The 17702-nt window shown below is 54.3% G+C and carries 17 protein-coding genes; all 17 read right to left on the bottom strand.

Annotated features, from left to right (window positions below):
* Positions 1-145 precede the first annotated feature (145 nt).
* Positions 146-1789 carry a chaperonin GroEL gene (gene groL / locus C4520_03785; protein RJP24556.1) on the bottom strand — a complete coding sequence of 548 codons (1644 nt, stop codon included), beginning with the start codon at positions 1787-1789 and terminating at the stop codon, positions 146-148.
* Positions 1790-1804: 15 nt separating this feature from the next.
* Positions 1805-2095, bottom strand: a complete 291-nt coding sequence (locus C4520_03790; GenBank protein RJP24557.1) for a co-chaperone GroES — start codon at positions 2093-2095, stop codon at positions 1805-1807.
* A 374-nt stretch (positions 2096-2469) separates the two neighbouring features.
* Positions 2470-3324, bottom strand: coding sequence for a ribosomal RNA small subunit methyltransferase A (rsmA, locus tag C4520_03795; protein RJP24558.1), 855 nt, complete (start codon positions 3322-3324; stop codon positions 2470-2472).
* Complete coding sequence (gene pdxA / locus C4520_03800; GenBank protein RJP24559.1) at positions 3321-4301, bottom strand: 4-hydroxythreonine-4-phosphate dehydrogenase PdxA; 981 nt, start codon at positions 4299-4301, stop codon at positions 3321-3323. The genes rsmA and pdxA overlap by 4 nt, the downstream gene beginning before the upstream one ends.
* Before the next feature lie 5 nt (positions 4302-4306).
* The gene (gene kdsB / locus C4520_03805; protein RJP24560.1) at positions 4307-5056 is read right to left on the bottom strand and encodes a 3-deoxy-manno-octulosonate cytidylyltransferase; all 750 of its coding nucleotides are present in this window, start codon (positions 5054-5056) and stop codon (positions 4307-4309) included.
* 104 nt (positions 5057-5160) lie between these two features.
* Positions 5161-5451, bottom strand: coding sequence for a GIY-YIG nuclease family protein (locus tag C4520_03810; protein RJP24561.1), 291 nt, complete (start codon positions 5449-5451; stop codon positions 5161-5163).
* Positions 5452-5797: 346 nt separating this feature from the next.
* On the bottom strand, positions 5798-7657 hold the full coding sequence (locus C4520_03815) for an ABC transporter ATP-binding protein (protein RJP24562.1): 1860 nt from the start codon (positions 7655-7657) through the stop codon (positions 5798-5800).
* Entirely contained in the window at positions 7645-8754 is a 1110-nt protein-coding gene (locus C4520_03820; GenBank protein ID RJP24563.1) for a glycosyltransferase family 1 protein, read from the bottom strand. The genes C4520_03815 and C4520_03820 overlap by 13 nt, the downstream gene beginning before the upstream one ends.
* Positions 8751-9686: a class I SAM-dependent methyltransferase gene (locus tag C4520_03825; GenBank protein ID RJP24564.1), complete on the bottom strand. Its 936-nt coding sequence runs from the start codon at positions 9684-9686 to the stop codon at positions 8751-8753. Before C4520_03825 ends, C4520_03820 begins: the two co-directional genes overlap by 4 nt.
* A 102-nt stretch (positions 9687-9788) precedes the next feature.
* Complete coding sequence (locus C4520_03830) at positions 9789-10703, bottom strand: class I SAM-dependent methyltransferase (GenBank protein RJP24565.1); 915 nt, start codon at positions 10701-10703, stop codon at positions 9789-9791.
* A 35-nt stretch (positions 10704-10738) separates the two neighbouring features.
* Complete coding sequence (locus tag C4520_03835) at positions 10739-11827, bottom strand: glycosyltransferase family 9 protein (GenBank protein RJP24566.1); 1089 nt, start codon at positions 11825-11827, stop codon at positions 10739-10741.
* A gap of 55 nt (positions 11828-11882) precedes the next feature.
* Positions 11883-13112, bottom strand: a complete 1230-nt coding sequence (locus C4520_03840; GenBank protein ID RJP24567.1) for a glycosyltransferase family 1 protein — start codon at positions 13110-13112, stop codon at positions 11883-11885.
* The gene (locus C4520_03845; protein ID RJP24568.1) at positions 13075-14121 is read right to left on the bottom strand and encodes a glycosyltransferase; all 1047 of its coding nucleotides are present in this window, start codon (positions 14119-14121) and stop codon (positions 13075-13077) included. The genes C4520_03840 and C4520_03845 overlap by 38 nt, the downstream gene beginning before the upstream one ends.
* Positions 14122-14128: 7 nt before the next feature.
* On the bottom strand, positions 14129-15202 hold the full coding sequence (locus tag C4520_03850) for a glycosyltransferase (protein ID RJP24569.1): 1074 nt from the start codon (positions 15200-15202) through the stop codon (positions 14129-14131).
* Positions 15203-15934 (bottom strand): cephalosporin hydroxylase, encoded by a 732-nt coding sequence (locus tag C4520_03855; protein ID RJP24570.1) that lies wholly within the window; start codon positions 15932-15934, stop codon positions 15203-15205.
* Entirely contained in the window at positions 15921-16577 is a 657-nt protein-coding gene (locus C4520_03860; GenBank protein RJP24585.1) for an acetyltransferase, read from the bottom strand. Before C4520_03860 ends, C4520_03855 begins: the two co-directional genes overlap by 14 nt.
* Positions 16574-17701: a DegT/DnrJ/EryC1/StrS family aminotransferase gene (locus C4520_03865; GenBank protein ID RJP24571.1), complete on the bottom strand. Its 1128-nt coding sequence runs from the start codon at positions 17699-17701 to the stop codon at positions 16574-16576. Before C4520_03865 ends, C4520_03860 begins: the two co-directional genes overlap by 4 nt.
* Position 17702 lies beyond the last annotated feature (1 nt).

Here is a 17702-nt window from a genome sequence, read left to right on the forward strand (position 1 = left end):
CGCGATGGACACCCTTGCCGTCCGGCTAGCAGTTCCCCCTGTCGGGCCTGCAAAGGACTTGCACCTTCAAGTGAGTGCGCCCTGCCGGGCACACCAAAAAAAAGGCCGCACCCCGGAAAGGGTGCGGCCCGCGAACAGACAGAGTTTACATTCCCATGCCCATTCCATGCCCATGGCCGTGCGGCATCGGCATTTTAGACTTCTTTTTTTCTTCTTTTTTCTCGCTGATCAAGGTTTCGGTCGTCAGCATGATACCGGCGATGCTGACGGCGTTCTGTACAGCGGTCAGAGCCACCTTCGTCGGGTCGACAATCCCGCTCTTGAGCAGGTTTTCGTACTGCAGCGTGATGGCGTTGAAGCCGAAGGCATGGTCCTTCTTGGCTTTAATGTCCTGAATGACAACCGATCCGTCTTGCCCCGCATTTTGCGCAATGATCCGCGTCGGCTCCTCGAGGGCTCGCTTGAGAATCGATGCGCCCGTCAGCTCGTCGCCCTCGAGCTGAAGCTTGTCGATGGCTGCGGCCGCGCGCAGCAACGTAACGCCTCCGCCCGGAACGATGCCTTCCTGCACCGCGGCTTTCGTCGCGGATACAGCATCATCCACGCGTGCTTTGCGCTCTTTCATCTCGACCTCGGTCGCCGCTCCGACATTTATGATAGCGACTCCGCCCGCAAGTTTCGCCAGCCGCTCCTGCAGCTTCTCGCGATCATAATCGGAAGTGATTTCCTCAATCTGTTTGCGCATCTGGGCGACACGGCCGTCGACCGCCTTTCGGTCCCCGGCGCCTTCGACAATTGTAGTCGTCTCCTTGTCAATCACGATTCGCTTGCAGCGGCCGAGCATGTCCATCGTCACGCTTTCAAGCTTCAGGCCCAGTTCCTCGGCGATCACCTGGCCGCCGGTCAGAATGGCGAGATCCTCGAGCATCGCCTTGCGCCGGTCGCCGAAGCCGGGCGCCTTAACGGCTGCGACCTTCAAGGTGCCGCGCAGCTTGTTGACCACCAATGTCGCCAGCGCCTCGCCGTCGACGTCTTCGGCGATGATGAGCAAGGTCAATCCTGATTGAGCGATGCGCTCCAACAACGGAATCAGGTCTTTCATGCTCGAGATTTTCTTGTCGTGCAGAAGGATCAGCGGATCGGTGAGGACGGCCTCGAGCCGGTTCATGTCGGTCATGAAGTAGGGCGAAATGTAGCCGCGATCGAATTGCATCCCCTCTACGACGCGCAGGCTGCTCTCGAGCGTCTTCGCCTCTTCAACCGTGATGACGCCGTCCTTGCCTACTTTTTCCATCGCGTCGGCTATCATCTCTCCGATCTGGGGATCGTTGTTGGAGGAAATGGTGGCCACCCGGGCTATATCGATGCGCTCCCGGATCGGCCTGCTGTGCGACTTGATGTCCTTAACAACCGCTTCGAGCGCTTTATCCGCTCCCCGCTTCAGTGCCATGGCATTGGCGCCGGAGGCAAGTACTTTCACGCCGCTACGAATGATCGATTGGGCCAGTACTGTGGCCGTGGTTGTGCCGTCGCCGGCGTCGTCCTGCGTTTTCGTGGCGACCTCTCTGAGCAGGCGCGCGCCCATATTCTCAAACGGATCTTCGAGGTCGATGTCTTTGGCGATGGTGACGCCGTCGTTGGTGATGCTGGGCGCCCCGAACTTTTTTTCGAGGATGACGTAGCGTCCGCGCGGCCCGAGAGTGATGCCGACTGTTTTCGCCACCTTATCCACGCCCCGCAGCAGAGCCTGCCTCGCCTGCTCGTCGTACAATAATTCCTTTGCCGGCATACAAACCTCCGTTCCCTATTCTTCAAGGATGGCGAGGATGTCCTTCTCGCTTAAGATCAGATATTCGTCTTTGTCAACACGCACTTCACTTCCCGAATACTTCCCAAAGAGAACGGTGTCACCTTTTTTCACCGAAGGAGGAACAAGATCGCCCCCCTTGAGCCGCCTGCCCGACCCGACTGCGATGACTTTGGCCTTCTGGGGCTTTTCTTTTGCAGTGTCAGGTAAAAAAAGACCTCCGCCGGTCTTTGCTTCGGCTTCAAGCACCTTCACGACAATGTTATCTTTAAGTGGTTTCAGTTTCATATGCTTGCATTCCTCCTTTATGTCCTTAAAGTCAAACTCAACCTTTAACCGTCGACTTTGCTAGCACTCGCCTCGGGTGAGTGCTAAATAGCGATGTTACCCAATACCCCCCTGCAAAATCAACAGAAAATAATGACCAAATCCGCTAATAATAGAAAAATTACGCCAGATTTAGTAAATATAAGGAGTTTCACGCGTTGAAGCGGTGCCGCCGAAAAACGGTCATGTTTTCCCCAGCAAAAACAGATGAGAGCGATTTTATCGCTTTACGCCGGACCTGCGACCAAAGATGCCGTTCCGGACTAATATTCCTATTTAAAACATTGATAAAAAAGGGACTTGGAGAGATACGAAATGGAATCCCTACGCCAAAATCATAGTTTAACAGCAAAAATGGCTTTGGCAAGTTGTATGTATTTCTCGAGGGATACCCGTTCGGGGCGGACATCGGGCGGGATGTCGTTATCAGAAAGGAACTGCTCGAGCTGTTTCTTGGGCATCGAAAGGTCCGCGACGGCCAGCGAATTAGCGATTTTTTTGCGGCGCTGCCGAAAAGCTGCATTGACAATCAAGAAAAATAAACGCCGTTCCGCGGGCGAAAGCTCGATATTGTCGCGAATGGGAAGATGAATTATGGCGGAATCAACTTTTGGGACAGGGCGGAAACATTTTGGGGAGACGGTGCGCGCAATGCTCGGGCGCGCGTACAACTGGCAGGCGATGGCAAGGATGCCGTATTCTTTTCCGCCGGGAACTGCCACAATTCGCTCGGCAACCTCCTTTTGCACCATCACGGTGAGCGATTTGAACGGGACCTCGCTTTCGAGAAAGTGCATCAGCACCGGCGACGTGATGTAAAACGGAAGATTCGAGACCATTTTGAGGACTGCCGCGTGCGGCAGAAATTCATCCACCAACTCCTTTACCGAATGATTCAGGATGTCGCCGAAAAAAAGTTTTACTTTCGGGTTGTTTCCGAACCGCTCGCGCAGGGGCGGCTCGAAGGCGCGATCGATCTCGATGCTGAATACTTCGCGCGCGCGCTCCGCCAGGACCTGCGTGAGATCACCGACGCCGGCGCCCACCTCGAAAACCGAATCGTCCGCCGCGACCTCCGCGACCTCAGCCATTTTTCGGTTGATGTTCGGATCGAGCAGCAAGTTCTGCCCGAGCGACTTCTTCAGCTTGATGTCGTATTTCCGGAGCAGTTCGGCAGAGTACATTTTCATCGGACGAGTCGCACCGCCAGTTTTATCGCCTCGATCAGGCTCTGTTCTGAGGCCTTCCCCTTGCCGGCAATGTCGGCTGCTGTTCCATGATCGACCGATGTGCGGACAAAAGGCAGGCCGAGCGTGATGTTGACGCCGTGCTCGAAGCTGACCATCTTGAACGGCGCGAGAGCCTGATCATGGTACATGGCGACAACCAGATCGAATTCGCCGCGGTATGCCCGGCGAAACAGCACGTCGGCGGGTACCGGCCCTTCGATATTTATTTTCCTTCTGCGCGCCGCCTGCACGGCCGGCGCGACAATGCGCAGATCTTCGTCCCCGAGCGCGCCGCCCTCGCCTGCATGCGGATTCAAACCGGCTGCTCCCATGCGCGGACGCCGCCCGAGGAGTCGTTCGGCGGCCGCATGCGAAAGCAATACTACATCGAGAATCTTTTCCGGTGTGATCGCATCGGCGACCTCGCGTAGCGGCAGATGCGTCGTCACCAGAGCAACCATGAATTTTGCGCCGTAAAACATCATGGCGGCCGACCGCGCTCCGCTCTTCATTGCCAGATATTCGGTATGCCCGGTGAAATCGGAGATGCCGGCCGCGCGAACCGCCGCCTTGCTGAGCGGAGCGGTCACGATCGCATTGATCTCGCCGCCCATCGCATATTCTATTGCGCAATCAAGATATGCTAGTGCGGCGTCCCCAGACGCGGCGCTGTGTTTGCCCGGGCGGATTCGGGCGGATGTCTTGATATCGATAACGGGAATGCTCCTCTGGGGAAGCTGTTGGTCTGAGGGAATTCCGGGCGCAAATCGCTCATACTGCAGCCCTTTTGGCGAGCATTTCCGGAGCACCGCGATGTTGCCGAATACAATCGGGCGGCAGAGGGAGCGAACGAGGGGGCGGCTGAGGGCTTTTGCGACGATCTCGGGTCCGATTCCGGCTGGATCGCCGAGCGTTATCCCCACGGTTGGCTTCGGCATGCGCCTCACCTTCTCCGGGCAAAGAGCGCCCGCACCCGATCGAGATCGGCCTGCGTCTCGACGCTGATCGATTCGTAATTCGTGGTGGGCACCTTGATTTTGACGCCGGCCTCCAGTGCGCGAAGCTGCTCGAGCCGCTCGGTCTTCTCGAGAATCGACTGCGGCATGCGCGCGAACTCCAGCAAGAAGTCGCGCCGGAACGAATACATGCCGATGTGCTTGAAAATAGGACGGCCATCACCGGCCTGCTCGAACTGCTCCTTCGTCAGAAACGGTATTGGAGCGCGCGAGAAATAAAGCGCGAAATCGTTGCGGTCGCAGACCACACGCGCCATGTTGGGGTTAGTGAAATCTTCGTACGTCGTTATCGGCCGCTTGAGCGTGCCCATTCTGATGGGCGGATCGGCGAACATCATCTTGATAATGAGGTCGACGGCATCCGGATCGATGAGCGGCTCATCTCCTTGAACATTTATGTAGACGTCGCCATCCGTTCCCTCGGCCACCTCGGCCATGCGATCGGTACCGGAATTGTGATGCGGCGACGTCATGACGACTTTGCTTCCGTGCGCTTCGCACGCCCGGCGGATGCGCTCGTCGTCCGTGGCGATGAGACAATCGGAGGCCAGTTTCGAGAGGCGGGCGCGGTCGTAGACGTGCTGGACAAGCGGCTTCCCCTCGATCTCGGCGAGAGCCTTGCCCGGCAGGCGCGTCGAGCCATATCGGGCGGGGATGACGATGATTGCTTTTGCCATGATTTTTTAAGGTACAGTGATCCCTGCGAAGCTATTGCTTCTCAATCACGCTTCAGCGTGATCCCGGACCCGAATCCGGGAGCAGGAATCCAGATTCTTCTCCCTTAATGAATTATTTCTTTATATAGATCTTTCCATTGCGGATTCGTTTCCTCAATCAGCCTTACTTTCCAGCGGCGTTTCCACCTCTTGATCTGCTTTTCTCGCTCTATCGCCGCCATTATATCTTCGAACTGTTCAAAATATACTAAATCATGAACACGGTACGTTTTCGAGAAGCCATTCACTGCATCGGATTTATGTTGATATACCCGTTTAACAAGATCGGTAGTCACACCGATGTACAAGGTTCCATTCTTTTTGCTCGCCAGTATGTACACATATGAGAGCTTCATACAATCAAGATTTGTTCTTATCGTTGGTCTGTTTATTCAGAATGTATGGGTGTATCCTTTCTGTATTCGCTCTCCTGGATTCCTGCCTTCGCAGGAATGACTAAAAAAGAAAAGCACATTACAACTGCAATTGATGCAACAGTGACAGATGCTTTTTCATCTAACCAAGAGCCGGTTAATCCGCCACCAAATTCGATCTTTTGCTTCTATTATTCCTGCTTAGCCTTGATTGATTGCAGTCATTCCTGCGAAGGCAGGAATCCAGGGTCTGCGCCTCTGGTTGATGACCTTTTGAGGAAGTTTTTTCCAGACAATGGCTTATCGGCTTCTTTCATTTTTTCCCACCTTAAGCTTGCTCCTCGCTCACGACCTCGACCGATTCCGGCGGCGCCAGGAACTGCTTTTCGTAGAGGCTGCGGTAGATGGGGCTGGTATTGTACAGTTCCTTGTGGGGGCCGATCGCTTCGATGCGGCCCTGGTCGAGCACGACAATCTTATCGGCGTTTTGTATCGTGGAGAGCCGATGCGCGATGACAAAGGTGGTTCGCCCTTCGATCAGACGCGCGAGCGCGTCCTGGATGAGGGACTCGTTCTCGCTGTCGAGCGAGGAGGTGGCCTCATCAAGGATGAAGATGGCCGGGTCCTTCAGGATCGTGCGCGCGATGGCGAGCCGCTGGCGCTGGCCGCCCGAGAGAAGCATGCCGCCCTCGCCGATGACGGTATCATAACCCTGCGGCAATTGCTCGATAAACTCGTGCGCGTTCGCGGCCTTCGCCGCCGCAATGATTCTCTCGCGCGGAAAATCCTTCCTGCCAAAGGCGATATTGTTTGCGACGGTGTCGTTGAACAGGATTGTTTCCTGCGTGACCAGCCCGATCTGCGAGCGCAGCGAAGCCTGGGTCACCGAACGGATATCCACCCCATCGATGCAGATGCGGCCTTGCTGCGGATCATAGAAACGGAGCAGCAGGTTGATCACAGTCGTCTTGCCCGCTCCGCTCAGACCGACGAGGGCGACCTTTTCGCCCGCTTGCGCTTCGAAGGTGAGGTCCCGGATGACCGGATTCTTCTGATCGTAGCCGAACGTAATCCCTTCAAACCGTACGTGGCCGGCGATCTTCTGCATCTCAACGGCGCTGGGCGGGTCCTTGATTTCCGGCAAATGGTCCATGAACGCGAACACCCTGGTCGCGCCGGCCAGACTGGTCTGGATTTCGCTCACCGCTTTCGAGAGCGAGCGAAGTGGAGTGAACACGCTGCCGAGGGCCGCATAAAATGCGATGAAGCTGCCCGACGACATCTTGCCGCTGAGCACATCGCGCCCGCCGAGCAGAATGAAAAGACCTACTCCCAGCGCCGCCACCACCTCGACCACGGGCGAAACCAGTTCGCGCGCGCGCACCGCTCGCATAATGTTTTTGAGCAAGCGCCGGTTCTCATTGATGAAGCGCTCGCGCTCATAATCGTCCATGACGAACGACTTCACGATCTTGATCCCGAACAGGCTTTCCTGCAGGAGCGAAAGGATTCCGGCGCTGTTCTGCAGGCTGCGCCGCGTATTCTTCTTCACCTGCCGTCCGAATCTGGTGATTGCATAGCCGACCAGTGGCAGCCCGATGACCGCCAGAGTCGCCAGCTTCGGGTTAATGACAAAGGCGATTGTCAATCCGGTAACGATATTCAGCGGCTCCAGCACGATCTTGTCGAAGATTATCTTTGCGCCCTGATGAATGAGAGCGATATCGTAACTGAAAACCGAGATCGTGTTGCCGACCCCCTGCTTCGAGAAAAAGGAAAGCGACTGATCCATTATCTTGTCGTGCAGCTCGATCGAGACATCCATTCTTAAGCGATTCGCGAGATATCCTCCCGTGTAGCCCTGGATGAATTTGAACACAGCCCGAAGAGCGGTCAACGCGACCACGACGGACGAGATGATGACGAGGGTCAGAAACTTGTCGCGCGTGAAAAAGGAATGGACGGCATCAAGAAGAGCGGCGCCCGCGGCGGTATCCATCAGCGGCAGTTTTCGATACTGCGAGACGTTGAACTCGCCGAACAACAGGTCGGCGGCGGGCTTGATTCCGCCGATTGCGCCCGCCATCGAGGAGGCCACCAGGATCGAGCAGAGCATCGTGAGCAGCACGAGCCACTTGTACGGCTTCAGATACGAGATGATCCGGATATATTTCTTCAGCTCTTCCATTTTTCCTCGAGGAGCCGGCTGTAAACCGCCAGCGTCCCTTCGACCATCCGATCCGCGGTAAAATGCTCCATCGCCTTTTCACGTGCTGCGCGCGCGAGTTCGGCGGCTTTTTCCGGGTTCCCGAGCAGTCTCACAATGGCGTCGGCAAGCGCCCCCGGATTCTTCGGAGGGACAAGCAGCCCGGTCCGTTCGTTTTCGACAAGCTCGGGAATCCCGCCCGCCTGTGTCGCGACTATCGGGCGCGCAAGCATCATCGCGTCGATAATGGAGGTGTTCAGGCCCTCCATATGAGACGGCGCCACGAACAGGTCAATCGCGGCCAGATAGCTGATTGGGTCGGCCTGAAATCCCAAAAACATTATAGCATCATCGATTCCCAGTCGGGAAGATAACGCTTCGAGCGACTCCCTCAACTCGCCGTCTCCGATAATAACGAATTTGGCGGCGGGGACCTTCTTAAGAACGAGCGGAATCGCCTCGATGAGGTAACGATGTCCCTTGTGATCGACGAGTGCGCCTATATTGCCGACGAGCGGCGCGTCATCTGCGAGGCCCAGGGTCTGTCTGACTTCCTCGCGCGATCGGAAGGGGGTCCGGGGCGCGACCCCGCTGTGGACGATCGAGATTTTCTTGGAGCGAACACCGCCGTTAACGAGCACTTGTTTCACCGCCTTGGATATCGCGATGTAGTGGTCGACGCGCCAGCGATACTTCAGCGCGGGGATGCCGAGGGGCTTTTGGTTGATCGGGAAATCGACCCGCCGCGATACGATACAGAGCGGGCGCGGGTTGAAAGCGGATGCCAGGCATCCGAGCGTATGCGCGTGGGCCGTGTGCATGTGGACGACGTCAAACCCCTTGCTTCGGATGAGGCGGGCGATCTGGCGTGCGGCAACTATATCGAGCTCGCCGCGCATGCGGATCGGATGCACCGTAATTTTGGCCTCGCGCGCAAGCCGTCCGAGGACGCTCTCCGGCTGGGCGATCAGTTCGGCGCGCTCGCCGCGCTCCTTCAGTCCCTTCAGAAGATAAGACACCTGCTGCTCGCCGCCGCGCCACGTGGCCTGATCATTTATGTGCAGGGAACTTGCTGTCATTCCAAATATTTACCTGCAGGCGCGGGCAGAACTTGCGCATACACGTGGATCCTTCCGCCTCTTCCAGTCAATTCGGCGAAGGCGCCAAGAAATTTTTCCGGTATCCTGATACTTCTGTCCCAAAAATTCTTTTCCAGAGTAGCCCGGCTCCTCAGCCGGCACCCGCTTGTGTTCCATCGAAGGCTCTTAAAGCCTGTCGCGGTAAGCGCGCGGTCGAGAGTCTGCCGCGAAAAGAAAACGATATGCTCATTACTGGGTCCGCCGAGATGGACCCATCTTTCGCGCTGAAAAAAATACGAGAAGCTCTTGATATTGATCGTGGAAAGGCTGAGCAATCCACCGGGGCGCAGCGCTCTCCCGATCTCGCGGAGCAGATTCAGGGGCTCGGCCACATGTTCGATGACCTGGTTCAGGCGCACAACGTCGAACGCTCCGCTTTCGAATCCGGCCTCATCAAGAGTTCCGCATCGGACATCAAGGCCAAACCTCTCTCTGCACAAAGCCGCCTGTTCGGGCGCGATCTCGACCCCGCTCACGTTCCAGGCGCGGCCGCTCGCAGCCAGCAGGAATTTTCCGTCCCCACAGCCGACATCGAGGAGCCGCCCGGATTTTCGATACGTCTCCATGTATTTTAGCTCCTGCGCGTATTTCTTTGCCGGAAAATTCCGCAGGCGGTCGGCATGCGTTTGCAGGGAGGCCAAGTCCATCGTGTGCACCCTATTGTCCGCAATCGTCCACGATGGGCGTATCTGACCAAAGAGAGCGGCATTCATCCGGCCTGGATCCGAATGCCTTGGATTCACATAGACGAGGGTGCACTTCCGGCAGCGCACGTGCTGGTAGTCGTCCCTGGAGAAAAGCTTCTCCATATCATCGTTTCCGCAAATGGGACACTTGATCCATACCTTTTCGACCGCAGCTAATTCTTGCACCGTTCTCGCTCCGCGACGAATGGCCGCACGGTTGACGTCAGAGGCGGCTGGACACACTGATAAATCCAGAGAAAGAAGCGCGGCGAGATAGCCGGTGGTTCCTCAATCACGAACGACCTGCGCGTATACATGTATCCTTCCGCCTTTTCCAGCCAACTCGGCAAAGGCGCCGATCATTTTTTCCGCTCCCTTTATGCACCTGTCCCGAAGCCCATTTGTGAGAGTGCCCGGATTTTTCAGCCGGCATCCGTTTGTTTTCCACTGCAGGCTCTTGAAACCAGTTGTCGACAGAATCCGATCAAGAGTCCGCCGGGAAAAGAAAACGATGTGCTCATTATTTGAACCGCCGAGGTAGTTCCACCGCTCGCCCAGGAATCTATACGAGAAGCTATTGATGTTAACCGTGGCAAGACTGAGCAGTCCGCCCGGACGCAGCACTCTCCTGATTTCCTGAAACAGTTGGCGGGGCTCGGCGACGTGCTCGATGACCTGGTTGAGACGGACCACATCGAACGTGCCGCTTTCGAATCCGGCCTCATGAAGCATGCCGCATCGGACGTCCAGCCCAAGCCTCTCTCTGCACAGAGCCGCCTGCTCGGGCGCAATCTCGACTCCGCTCACGCTCCAGCCGCGGCCCGCGGCCGCCATCAGAAATTTCCCATCGGCGCAACCCACATCCAAAAGCCATTCGGATTTCCGGAACTTCTCCATGTATTTCAGCTCGCGCGCGTATTTCTTTACCGGACGATCCCGAAGGCGTTCTACGTGTTTTTCGAGGGAGTTCGGGTCCATGGCGCGCACTCGCTGCGACGCCGTAACCCAGGCTTGATGCGTCTGTCCGAAAAGCGCAGCGTTCATCCGGCCCGTGTCGCAGTGCTGCGGGTTGACATAAACGAGGGTGCAATTCCGGCAGCGAACGTGCTGATAGTTTTCTCTGGAAAAAAGGCGCTCGGCGTCATCCTGCCCGCAAACGGGACAATTGACCCACACCTTTTCAATTATTACTGTTTGTTCCATTTTACTTTTCCGCGGAACCTTCTATCTTCCGCCGTTCACGGCTGCGTTCGTGTCTCAAAAAATTGAGAGAGTGAATTGCAGACGTCCTGCACGCTGATCTGTTTCATGCATTTGTTGTCGCTGCATTTGATGTCGTTCCCCTTGCAGGGAACGCACTCGATCTGTTTCTGCAAAACAATCGCGCCGCCCCGATTCCGGTAAGGGCCGGTCACTTCCGGCCGCGACGGCCCGAAAAGAGCCACCGTGGGCGCGCTGACCGCCGAGGCTACGTGGAGCGGGCCGGTATCGCCGCAGACGAATGCGTCGGCTCTGGCAAGAAGAGCCGCGAGGCCATTGAGACTGCCCCCGGTGAACTGCGGGATGTACAATCCCGAGATGCGGCATATCTCCTCGTTTCCGGCAATGTCCCCGCCCGAAAAACCGGTAAGGATCGGCGACGAGCCGTTCTTTCGGTGAAGATGCTGAACGAGCTCCGCCCAGTGAGCGGCCGGCCAGATGCGTTTGGCGGCGCTGCCGCCGCGCCTGGCTTTTCGTGTCTGGTGACATCCGGGATGCAGCACTACGACCGGTCCCTTTTCCAGGCCAAGCCTCGCCAGAAATTCGTCCACCGCCCTCTTCTCGTCTTCTCCAAAGAAAACCTCCATTCCGCGATCGTCCGGCTCGACGCCGAGCGGGGCCAGTCCGTCCAACAACCTTTCCGCAACGTGGCTGCTCTCGTTCGTCGCGCCCGTATTGGTGAGACGGTAAACGAAAGGCGCCTCGATTTTCTTGAACAGCGGCTTATATTCGTTTCTCCATCGGAACGGGATGACGAGATCGATGCCGGCCTTCCTGAGCGCGGCCGCGGCCGGCGTGAGCCCGAACAAGCGCCACCCGATCGACTTGCGGTCCATGAGATGGACGCGGCTGATGTGCGGGTTTCCCTGGAGCACCTGTTGCGAGTAGGCGTTTGTCAGAAAATGAAATTCGGCCTTCGGGAAACGGGCCTTCAGTCGCCGGATAGAGGGCGTCGTGAAAATGAGGTCGCCCACGCGCGACACGCGGATGAGAAGGATTCTCCTGATGCGCCCGGCTTCATAAGCTTCGATGATGGTTTTTGGGTCGCTCATTTGTGATTCATGCATCTCGTTACGTGGTCTCGTGCGTGTTATGGGACATAATAATGATCGCCATGGGTGGTTAGCCTTTGCGCGTTTCCGTCGCTATCAAGTCTTCGAAGCGATCCAGGCACCGGTCCAGAGTAAAAAGCCGCTCGACCCTCTGTTTTCCGGCGAGACCCATTTGAAGATTCTTGTCTTCTTCATTCCAGAGCAACTCGATGGCGCGCGCGACCTCGGCGGGATCGAATGGGTTGACCAGGAGCCCGGTTTCGCCGTGGGTCACGATCTCTGCAAGTCCTCCGTGATTCGACACAATAGGGGGTACACGTTGATTCATGGATTCAACCGCTATCAGCCCGAACGGTTCATCGATGGGAACATAGACGGTCATCCGCGCCTTCCGGTATGCTTCCGTTAATTCTTCGTCCGATAGATATTCTATAAATTCGATGCGGGGCGCGAGTTTCCTGGTTTCGGCCAGCGCCTTGAGATCCGACAGACACGGCCCCTTTCCCACTATCTTCAGTTTGATTGCGCTTTGGCTGGATCGCGCGGATAAGATCGCGAGAGCTTCGATAATATTATAAACGTTCTTCTTTGCCCAGAGGGGAGCCACCGCCAATACGTATTCGCCCGGCTGGCGCGAATCATTGTGGTTGCCCTGGCCGCAGGGAATCCCGGGATAACAAACCGAAACCGGCGTGCTGAAAACCTGTTCAAAACTCTCGGCGCTGAATCTGCTGTACGCGATGATTCGGTCGATTCTGCCGGCCGCCTCTCTATCCCACGAATACTCCCTCTCCCTTTTTCTCTTCTGATCCCGCATGACATGATATTCGATATCGCGGGAAAGGTGGAGATTGTAGTTGGGGTTAATACAGTGCTTCTGATGATCAAGCAAGTGGCGCTCAGTGACTTTCCAGTAGAAACGGCGCAGCGGCCCTTCGAAATACCAGAAGACGTGTCCGTTTATCCGCGGATTCATTTTTTTGGCTTGCGTGACCCAGAGATGCGAGGGCGGGACCGACGGAACAATGATGTCAAACGGTTCGAGAAGCTTTGATAGGCGCCAGACTTGTTGAAAGACAGCGACTCTCTTGGATTTGAGCAGTCTCCTCAACCCGCTTCGTGGAAGCAGGTGGACTTCGAACGTTTCGGGCGAATATTCCGGCCACAACTCGCGAGCGATCGCTTCCGTGAAAAGGGTGACTTCATGACCCCTGGCGGCCAACCCGCCGCTTAACCACATCATCAGGTTCTCTGCGCCCCTCTTATTGGTCAAGGATGGATGCAGAAGCGCCAACTTCATGAAGCAGTTCCTTTTTGAAGCTTTTCGAGCCAGACAGTATCAGTTTGAATATCTCTTCGTCGCTCAGTATCCGCTCCTGCAGCTTTTCTTCTTTTCGTCTCTTCAACGCGAGCGGCAGCCGCCGGAGCGCTCCGAAAAGAGCCCTGAGGAAGCTCACGTCGAGCACGAAAATTCCTGCAATGCTTCTGAACAATACAGGAAGCAGGTGATTCAAGCAGAAGTACCTTGGCGATGTTATGTTTTTCCAGACGAAGAGCAATCGGTTTCTCCGAATGATATTGCCGATATAGGCCTCTCGGTGCTTCGATCGGATCGAGCCCGAGTCGTGATAGTGGTAGACAATACTTCTTGGCTCAAAGATCGTCTTCCATCCTCTCTTCCATCCGCGGTAGCACAAATCCACGTCCTCAAAATAGAAAGGATAATATAATTCATCAAAGCCTTTTAACTCAAAATATTTCGCCCTGTCTAGGGCGCAGTGTCCGCCGACTGCATAAAATGAGTAAGAAGGAAAACCGTCGTTCTCTGAAACGACCTTCTGCAAATCCGCATTTTCGGAGCTCACAAACTTTAGATATCCTCGCTTGAAGAATGGAACCTTGACCAGTTCGCCCGGCGTATGACCGTCCTCTCTCAGAGACATCGCCATCACCGCAAAAACATCATCAGCGGCGAAGTGCGAGACAAGAGGAGCAATGAAATCCTCCCTCACGCAGACGTCCGTATTGAGCAAAATGACAACAGGATTTCGGGCGGCGCGGATTCCAGTATCGCTGGCCCGCCCGAAGCCGAGGTTCACCGCATGCCGAATCACCCGGACCGAAGGATGATGCTTCTCCAGATAGGCGACGCTGTCGTCGATGCTCGCATCATCAACCACGATTATCTCCGTGTCGAAAGAATAATAGTCGGCAGCGGCCACTGCGTGCGGCAAATACTTCTCCAGCAGCGCCCGTCCATTGTAATTGGCGATAACGATTGTCACCGCTTTTTGGGGATTGCCTGACATCTCTATCTCAATACCCGGTGCTCATGCGCTGTGGTCGATTCTTGCCGCCCGTAAAGAACCTGTTAACGTATCGTCCGCCGCTTTCCAACGCCAGCCACGTTTTTCCGGAAAGACGAGCTAATGTGCAGACCAGGATGAGGAGCAGGTTCTTCGCGCCTCCCTTGATGTTTCCCATCTTCAGCGACTCGGCGAGGAGAGAAGTTTTTTCGAGTTGTATTTTCTTCACCCACCGCGGATTGCGAAGGCACAACGCGCCAATAAAGACCCCGTGCAGGGAAAACTTTGTGAGAAAACTCAACTTGGAGGCCCATATCACGTTCAAGAGATTTCCGCAAAGTCCGGAATATGGCAGAGACAGAGGTTTGTCGGCATTTTCCGGCGCGAGCTGATCCAACTGTTCCTTGGGCGTTTTGCGGACCATGCGATAGAGAAAAAGTCTTTCCGGGACCCTTAAGAACGATCCGAGCAGACACAGTTCCATCATGAGAACCACGTCGGGCCCGAAGACGTTTCGCGGGAGAGACGTTTGCCTCAAGGCATCGCTTCGGATGACCCCGTAAATCTCGTACCACCCAATGTGGCGCCCCTTCGATGCGGCCATCGCGGCCACGCGCCCCGCAAGACCGCAGCCGCCGGCGCCGAACGAATAAGGCATATCCAGTGGCTCGCCATTCTCATCTATGAACAGAATGTCGCTGTACGCGAGCACGGCATCCGGATTTTGTTCGAGCGCCTCGACGCATTTGCGAATGTAGGACGGGCGCCACAGGTCATCATGAGCCGCCCACATGAAATACTTCGAGTCGGACATCCGGAACACCTGCTTGAAGTTCTCGAGAGCTCCGATATTCCGCTCGTTCCGATGGTATTCGATGCGACGATCCTTTGCCGCGTATTCCTGGCAGATGGCGGAGGTGGAATCGGTGGAGGCATTGTCGGAAATGATCAGCTTGAAATCCGGATAATCCTGCGCGAGCAGCGAGTCGAGCGCCTGCCGGAGATAGCTTTCCCCATTGTAGACGGGAAGACCAATTGTTACATCCGGAGCCTTATTCGTATCTTGAGGAATTGTCGCCAAAATTTATCTGACTCTTTTGAGATAGCCACCAGGCGCAACGGTTATGAGAAGCTTGTTCGGGATATCATCTACTTCAACGAAAGCATCAGTCATTTTCAAAAAATCCCTGACGGCGATTTTCGGATTGTTGCCTTTCTTCCAAGGTTTTCCACTAAAAAGCTCCTCGGGCATGTCTTCTATCACCGTGTCAAAAACTACCAAATAACTTCCTATTGAAACAAATTTGGAATAAGTTCTTAATTCTGCGAGGACATGATCATACGTATGAGAGGAATCAAGAAAGACCAGGATTTTATCCCTCATCTTCGCGAAATTCTCGACCTTACTGAGAATCTCGGACGCAATGGAAGAACCTTCAAGAAGCGTAATGCGTTTATATAGAGGATGTTCCTCGATAGCCTTACGGTTGTGCGGGCGGATGTCGATATCGATTCCCAGAACCTCTCCCTTACCGATTAACTCAAGCATTGAAGCAGAAAGAACAATCGATCCTCCATGCGCTATGCCCGTTTCAATGATCAAATCCGGTTTGACCTCCCAAATGATCTCCTGCATCGCAAGGATATCCTGGGGGAACTGTATTATAGGCCTGCCGAGCCATGTGAAATTATAGGAGTATTTATATTTGGCAGTCTTAATAATGAAGTCGATGCCCATTTGTTTAAGATATTGACTCTTGCCCAGCCGTTCAATATTTTCTTTTCTTTCTTTTTGAAACTGTTCAATAATATCCATCTCTTTTTCCTGTAATCTCTGCGGGCACACCAAAAGCCACTGTATCATCTGGTATATCTTTTGTGACAATCGAACCGGCGCCTATAATTGAACGTTCTCCAATTCTTATCCTAGGAAGTACAACTGCACCTGCTCCAATGAAGCTGCAGTTTCCTACCCAGACGCATCCTGCAAGCGTTGCGCCTGGTCCAACATGCACTCCATCACCAATAACGCATTCATGATCTATGCTCGCGGAGGTGTTGACTATAGCAGATAAACCCAAGCTTGCCCTTGCGCAGATCGCAGAGTTCGCTAATACTTGAGTTCCCGCGCCGATCTTCACGGTACTTGCCACGAATGCTTTTGGATGAACAGCCACAACAGAGATGAGTCCTTGTTTTTCCAGAAAATTCTGGATTTCCAATCTGTCCTTCCCATTTGGTCCGCCTATGGCTACGAGACAGTAAACATCTTTCGAGTTATTCCTGGCCTTCCATTCTTTAAAGCCTGACATACCATAATATATTGGTACGTTGGGGAAAGGCGATCTCGCCGAAGCATCATTATCGAAGACTGAAATGATACGATAACCCAATAGGGGGAGAAATTCTTCGAGAACAACAGCCTGTCCCGTGGCTCCCCATAAAACTATCTTCTTCATTTCCTGCATTTTTCCTTCAGAAAATCCCTTAATTGCTTGCAGATAAATTCTACATTTTCCTGATTTAAATCGTAATAGCTCGGCAAATTAATGCCTCTTTCATAAGTGTCATAAGAGACGGTATTCGTGAGCTTCTTATCAAACATGGGGAGAGAAGAGAGCGGATAAAAGAATGGGCGCATATCGACATATTTGTCTTTGAAATGTTTTATGACCTGATCTCGATTTATTTTTAGTTTCCTATCGAAGATGACAGTTGGCATCCAATAGCTGTTTATTGTGTGCGGCGGCTCAGGATTAAATGAAAGTTCTGGTAGAACTGAAAGACTATTCCTGTATTGGAAAAAGATTTCTCTCTTCTTCGAAACCAATTCATCGACTCGCTCGACCTGCGCCAATCCCATCGCCGCCTGAAGATTCGACAATTTATATTTATACCCGATTCTGTCGGGAAAGAACATTTTCTTAACTTCCGGATTCCTGCCATGATTTGCGAGAATGCATGCGGCCTTAAATAAATCCTCTTGATTTGTTACGAGCATGCCTCCCTCGCCGGTGGAAACTGTCTTCGTTCCGTGAAAAGAGAAGACACCGAAGTGTGCGATGGAGCCGGCTTTCTTGCCTCTATACTCCGAGCCAAGAGCCTCGGCGGCGTCTTCTATAACATACAGATTATGCTTTCGTGCCACAGCCATTATCCGGTCCATCTCCGCAAGATTCCCATAAAGATGAACAGCTATTATTGCTTTTGTGCGAGGCGTAATGGCCTCCTCAATTCTTTCAGGATCAATGCACCAGGAATCCGGGAGAACATCAACGAACACCGGTTTTGCACCGAGATATACCACCGGGGCGACCGAAGCGATCCAATTGATGTCGCCGATGATAATTTCGTCGCCATATCCCACATTCAGCACCGCGAGCGCCAGATGAAGAGCTCCCGTGCATGAAGATGTCGCAACCGCGAACTCCACGCCCAGGTATTTCTTGAACGCATTTTCAAATTTTGTAATGTAATCATAACAATGTTCGCCCCACCCGTTGGTAATCGCATCCGTAACATAAGCAATTTCTAAATCTGTCACGGAGGGTTTTGCATAATGTATTTTTTCTAGGCTTGCCATA

The organism is Candidatus Abyssobacteria bacterium SURF_5 (assembly GCA_003598085.1).
Classification (GTDB): Bacteria; Abyssobacteria; SURF-5; order SURF-5; family SURF-5; genus SURF-5.

Excerpts from the sequence above, each read along its gene's own strand:
- groL (RJP24556.1), bottom strand. The coding sequence starts at position 1,789 with ATGCCGGCAAAGGAATTATTGTACGACGAGCAGGCGAGGCAGGCTCTG.
- C4520_03790 (RJP24557.1), bottom strand. The coding sequence starts at position 2,095 with ATGAAACTGAAACCACTTAAAGATAACATTGTCGTGAAGGTGCTTGAA.
- rsmA (RJP24558.1), bottom strand. The coding sequence starts at position 3,324 with ATGAAAATGTACTCTGCCGAACTGCTCCGGAAATACGACATCAAGCTG.
- pdxA (RJP24559.1), bottom strand. The coding sequence starts at position 4,301 with ATGCCGAAGCCAACCGTGGGGATAACGCTCGGCGATCCAGCCGGAATC.
- kdsB (RJP24560.1), bottom strand. The coding sequence starts at position 5,056 with ATGGCAAAAGCAATCATCGTCATCCCCGCCCGATATGGCTCGACGCGC.
- C4520_03810 (RJP24561.1), bottom strand. The coding sequence starts at position 5,451 with ATGAAGCTCTCATATGTGTACATACTGGCGAGCAAAAAGAATGGAACC.
- C4520_03815 (RJP24562.1), bottom strand. The coding sequence starts at position 7,657 with ATGGAAGAGCTGAAGAAATATATCCGGATCATCTCGTATCTGAAGCCG.
- C4520_03820 (RJP24563.1), bottom strand. The coding sequence starts at position 8,754 with ATGACAGCAAGTTCCCTGCACATAAATGATCAGGCCACGTGGCGCGGC.
- C4520_03830 (RJP24565.1), bottom strand. The coding sequence starts at position 10,703 with ATGGAACAAACAGTAATAATTGAAAAGGTGTGGGTCAATTGTCCCGTT.
- C4520_03835 (RJP24566.1), bottom strand. The coding sequence starts at position 11,827 with ATGCATGAATCACAAATGAGCGACCCAAAAACCATCATCGAAGCTTAT.
- C4520_03840 (RJP24567.1), bottom strand. The coding sequence starts at position 13,112 with ATGAAGTTGGCGCTTCTGCATCCATCCTTGACCAATAAGAGGGGCGCA.
- C4520_03845 (RJP24568.1), bottom strand. The coding sequence starts at position 14,121 with ATGTCAGGCAATCCCCAAAAAGCGGTGACAATCGTTATCGCCAATTAC.
- C4520_03855 (RJP24570.1), bottom strand. The coding sequence starts at position 15,934 with ATGGATATTATTGAACAGTTTCAAAAAGAAAGAAAAGAAAATATTGAA.
- C4520_03860 (RJP24585.1), bottom strand. The coding sequence starts at position 16,577 with ATGAAGAAGATAGTTTTATGGGGAGCCACGGGACAGGCTGTTGTTCTC.
- C4520_03865 (RJP24571.1), bottom strand. The coding sequence starts at position 17,701 with ATGGCAAGCCTAGAAAAAATACATTATGCAAAACCCTCCGTGACAGAT.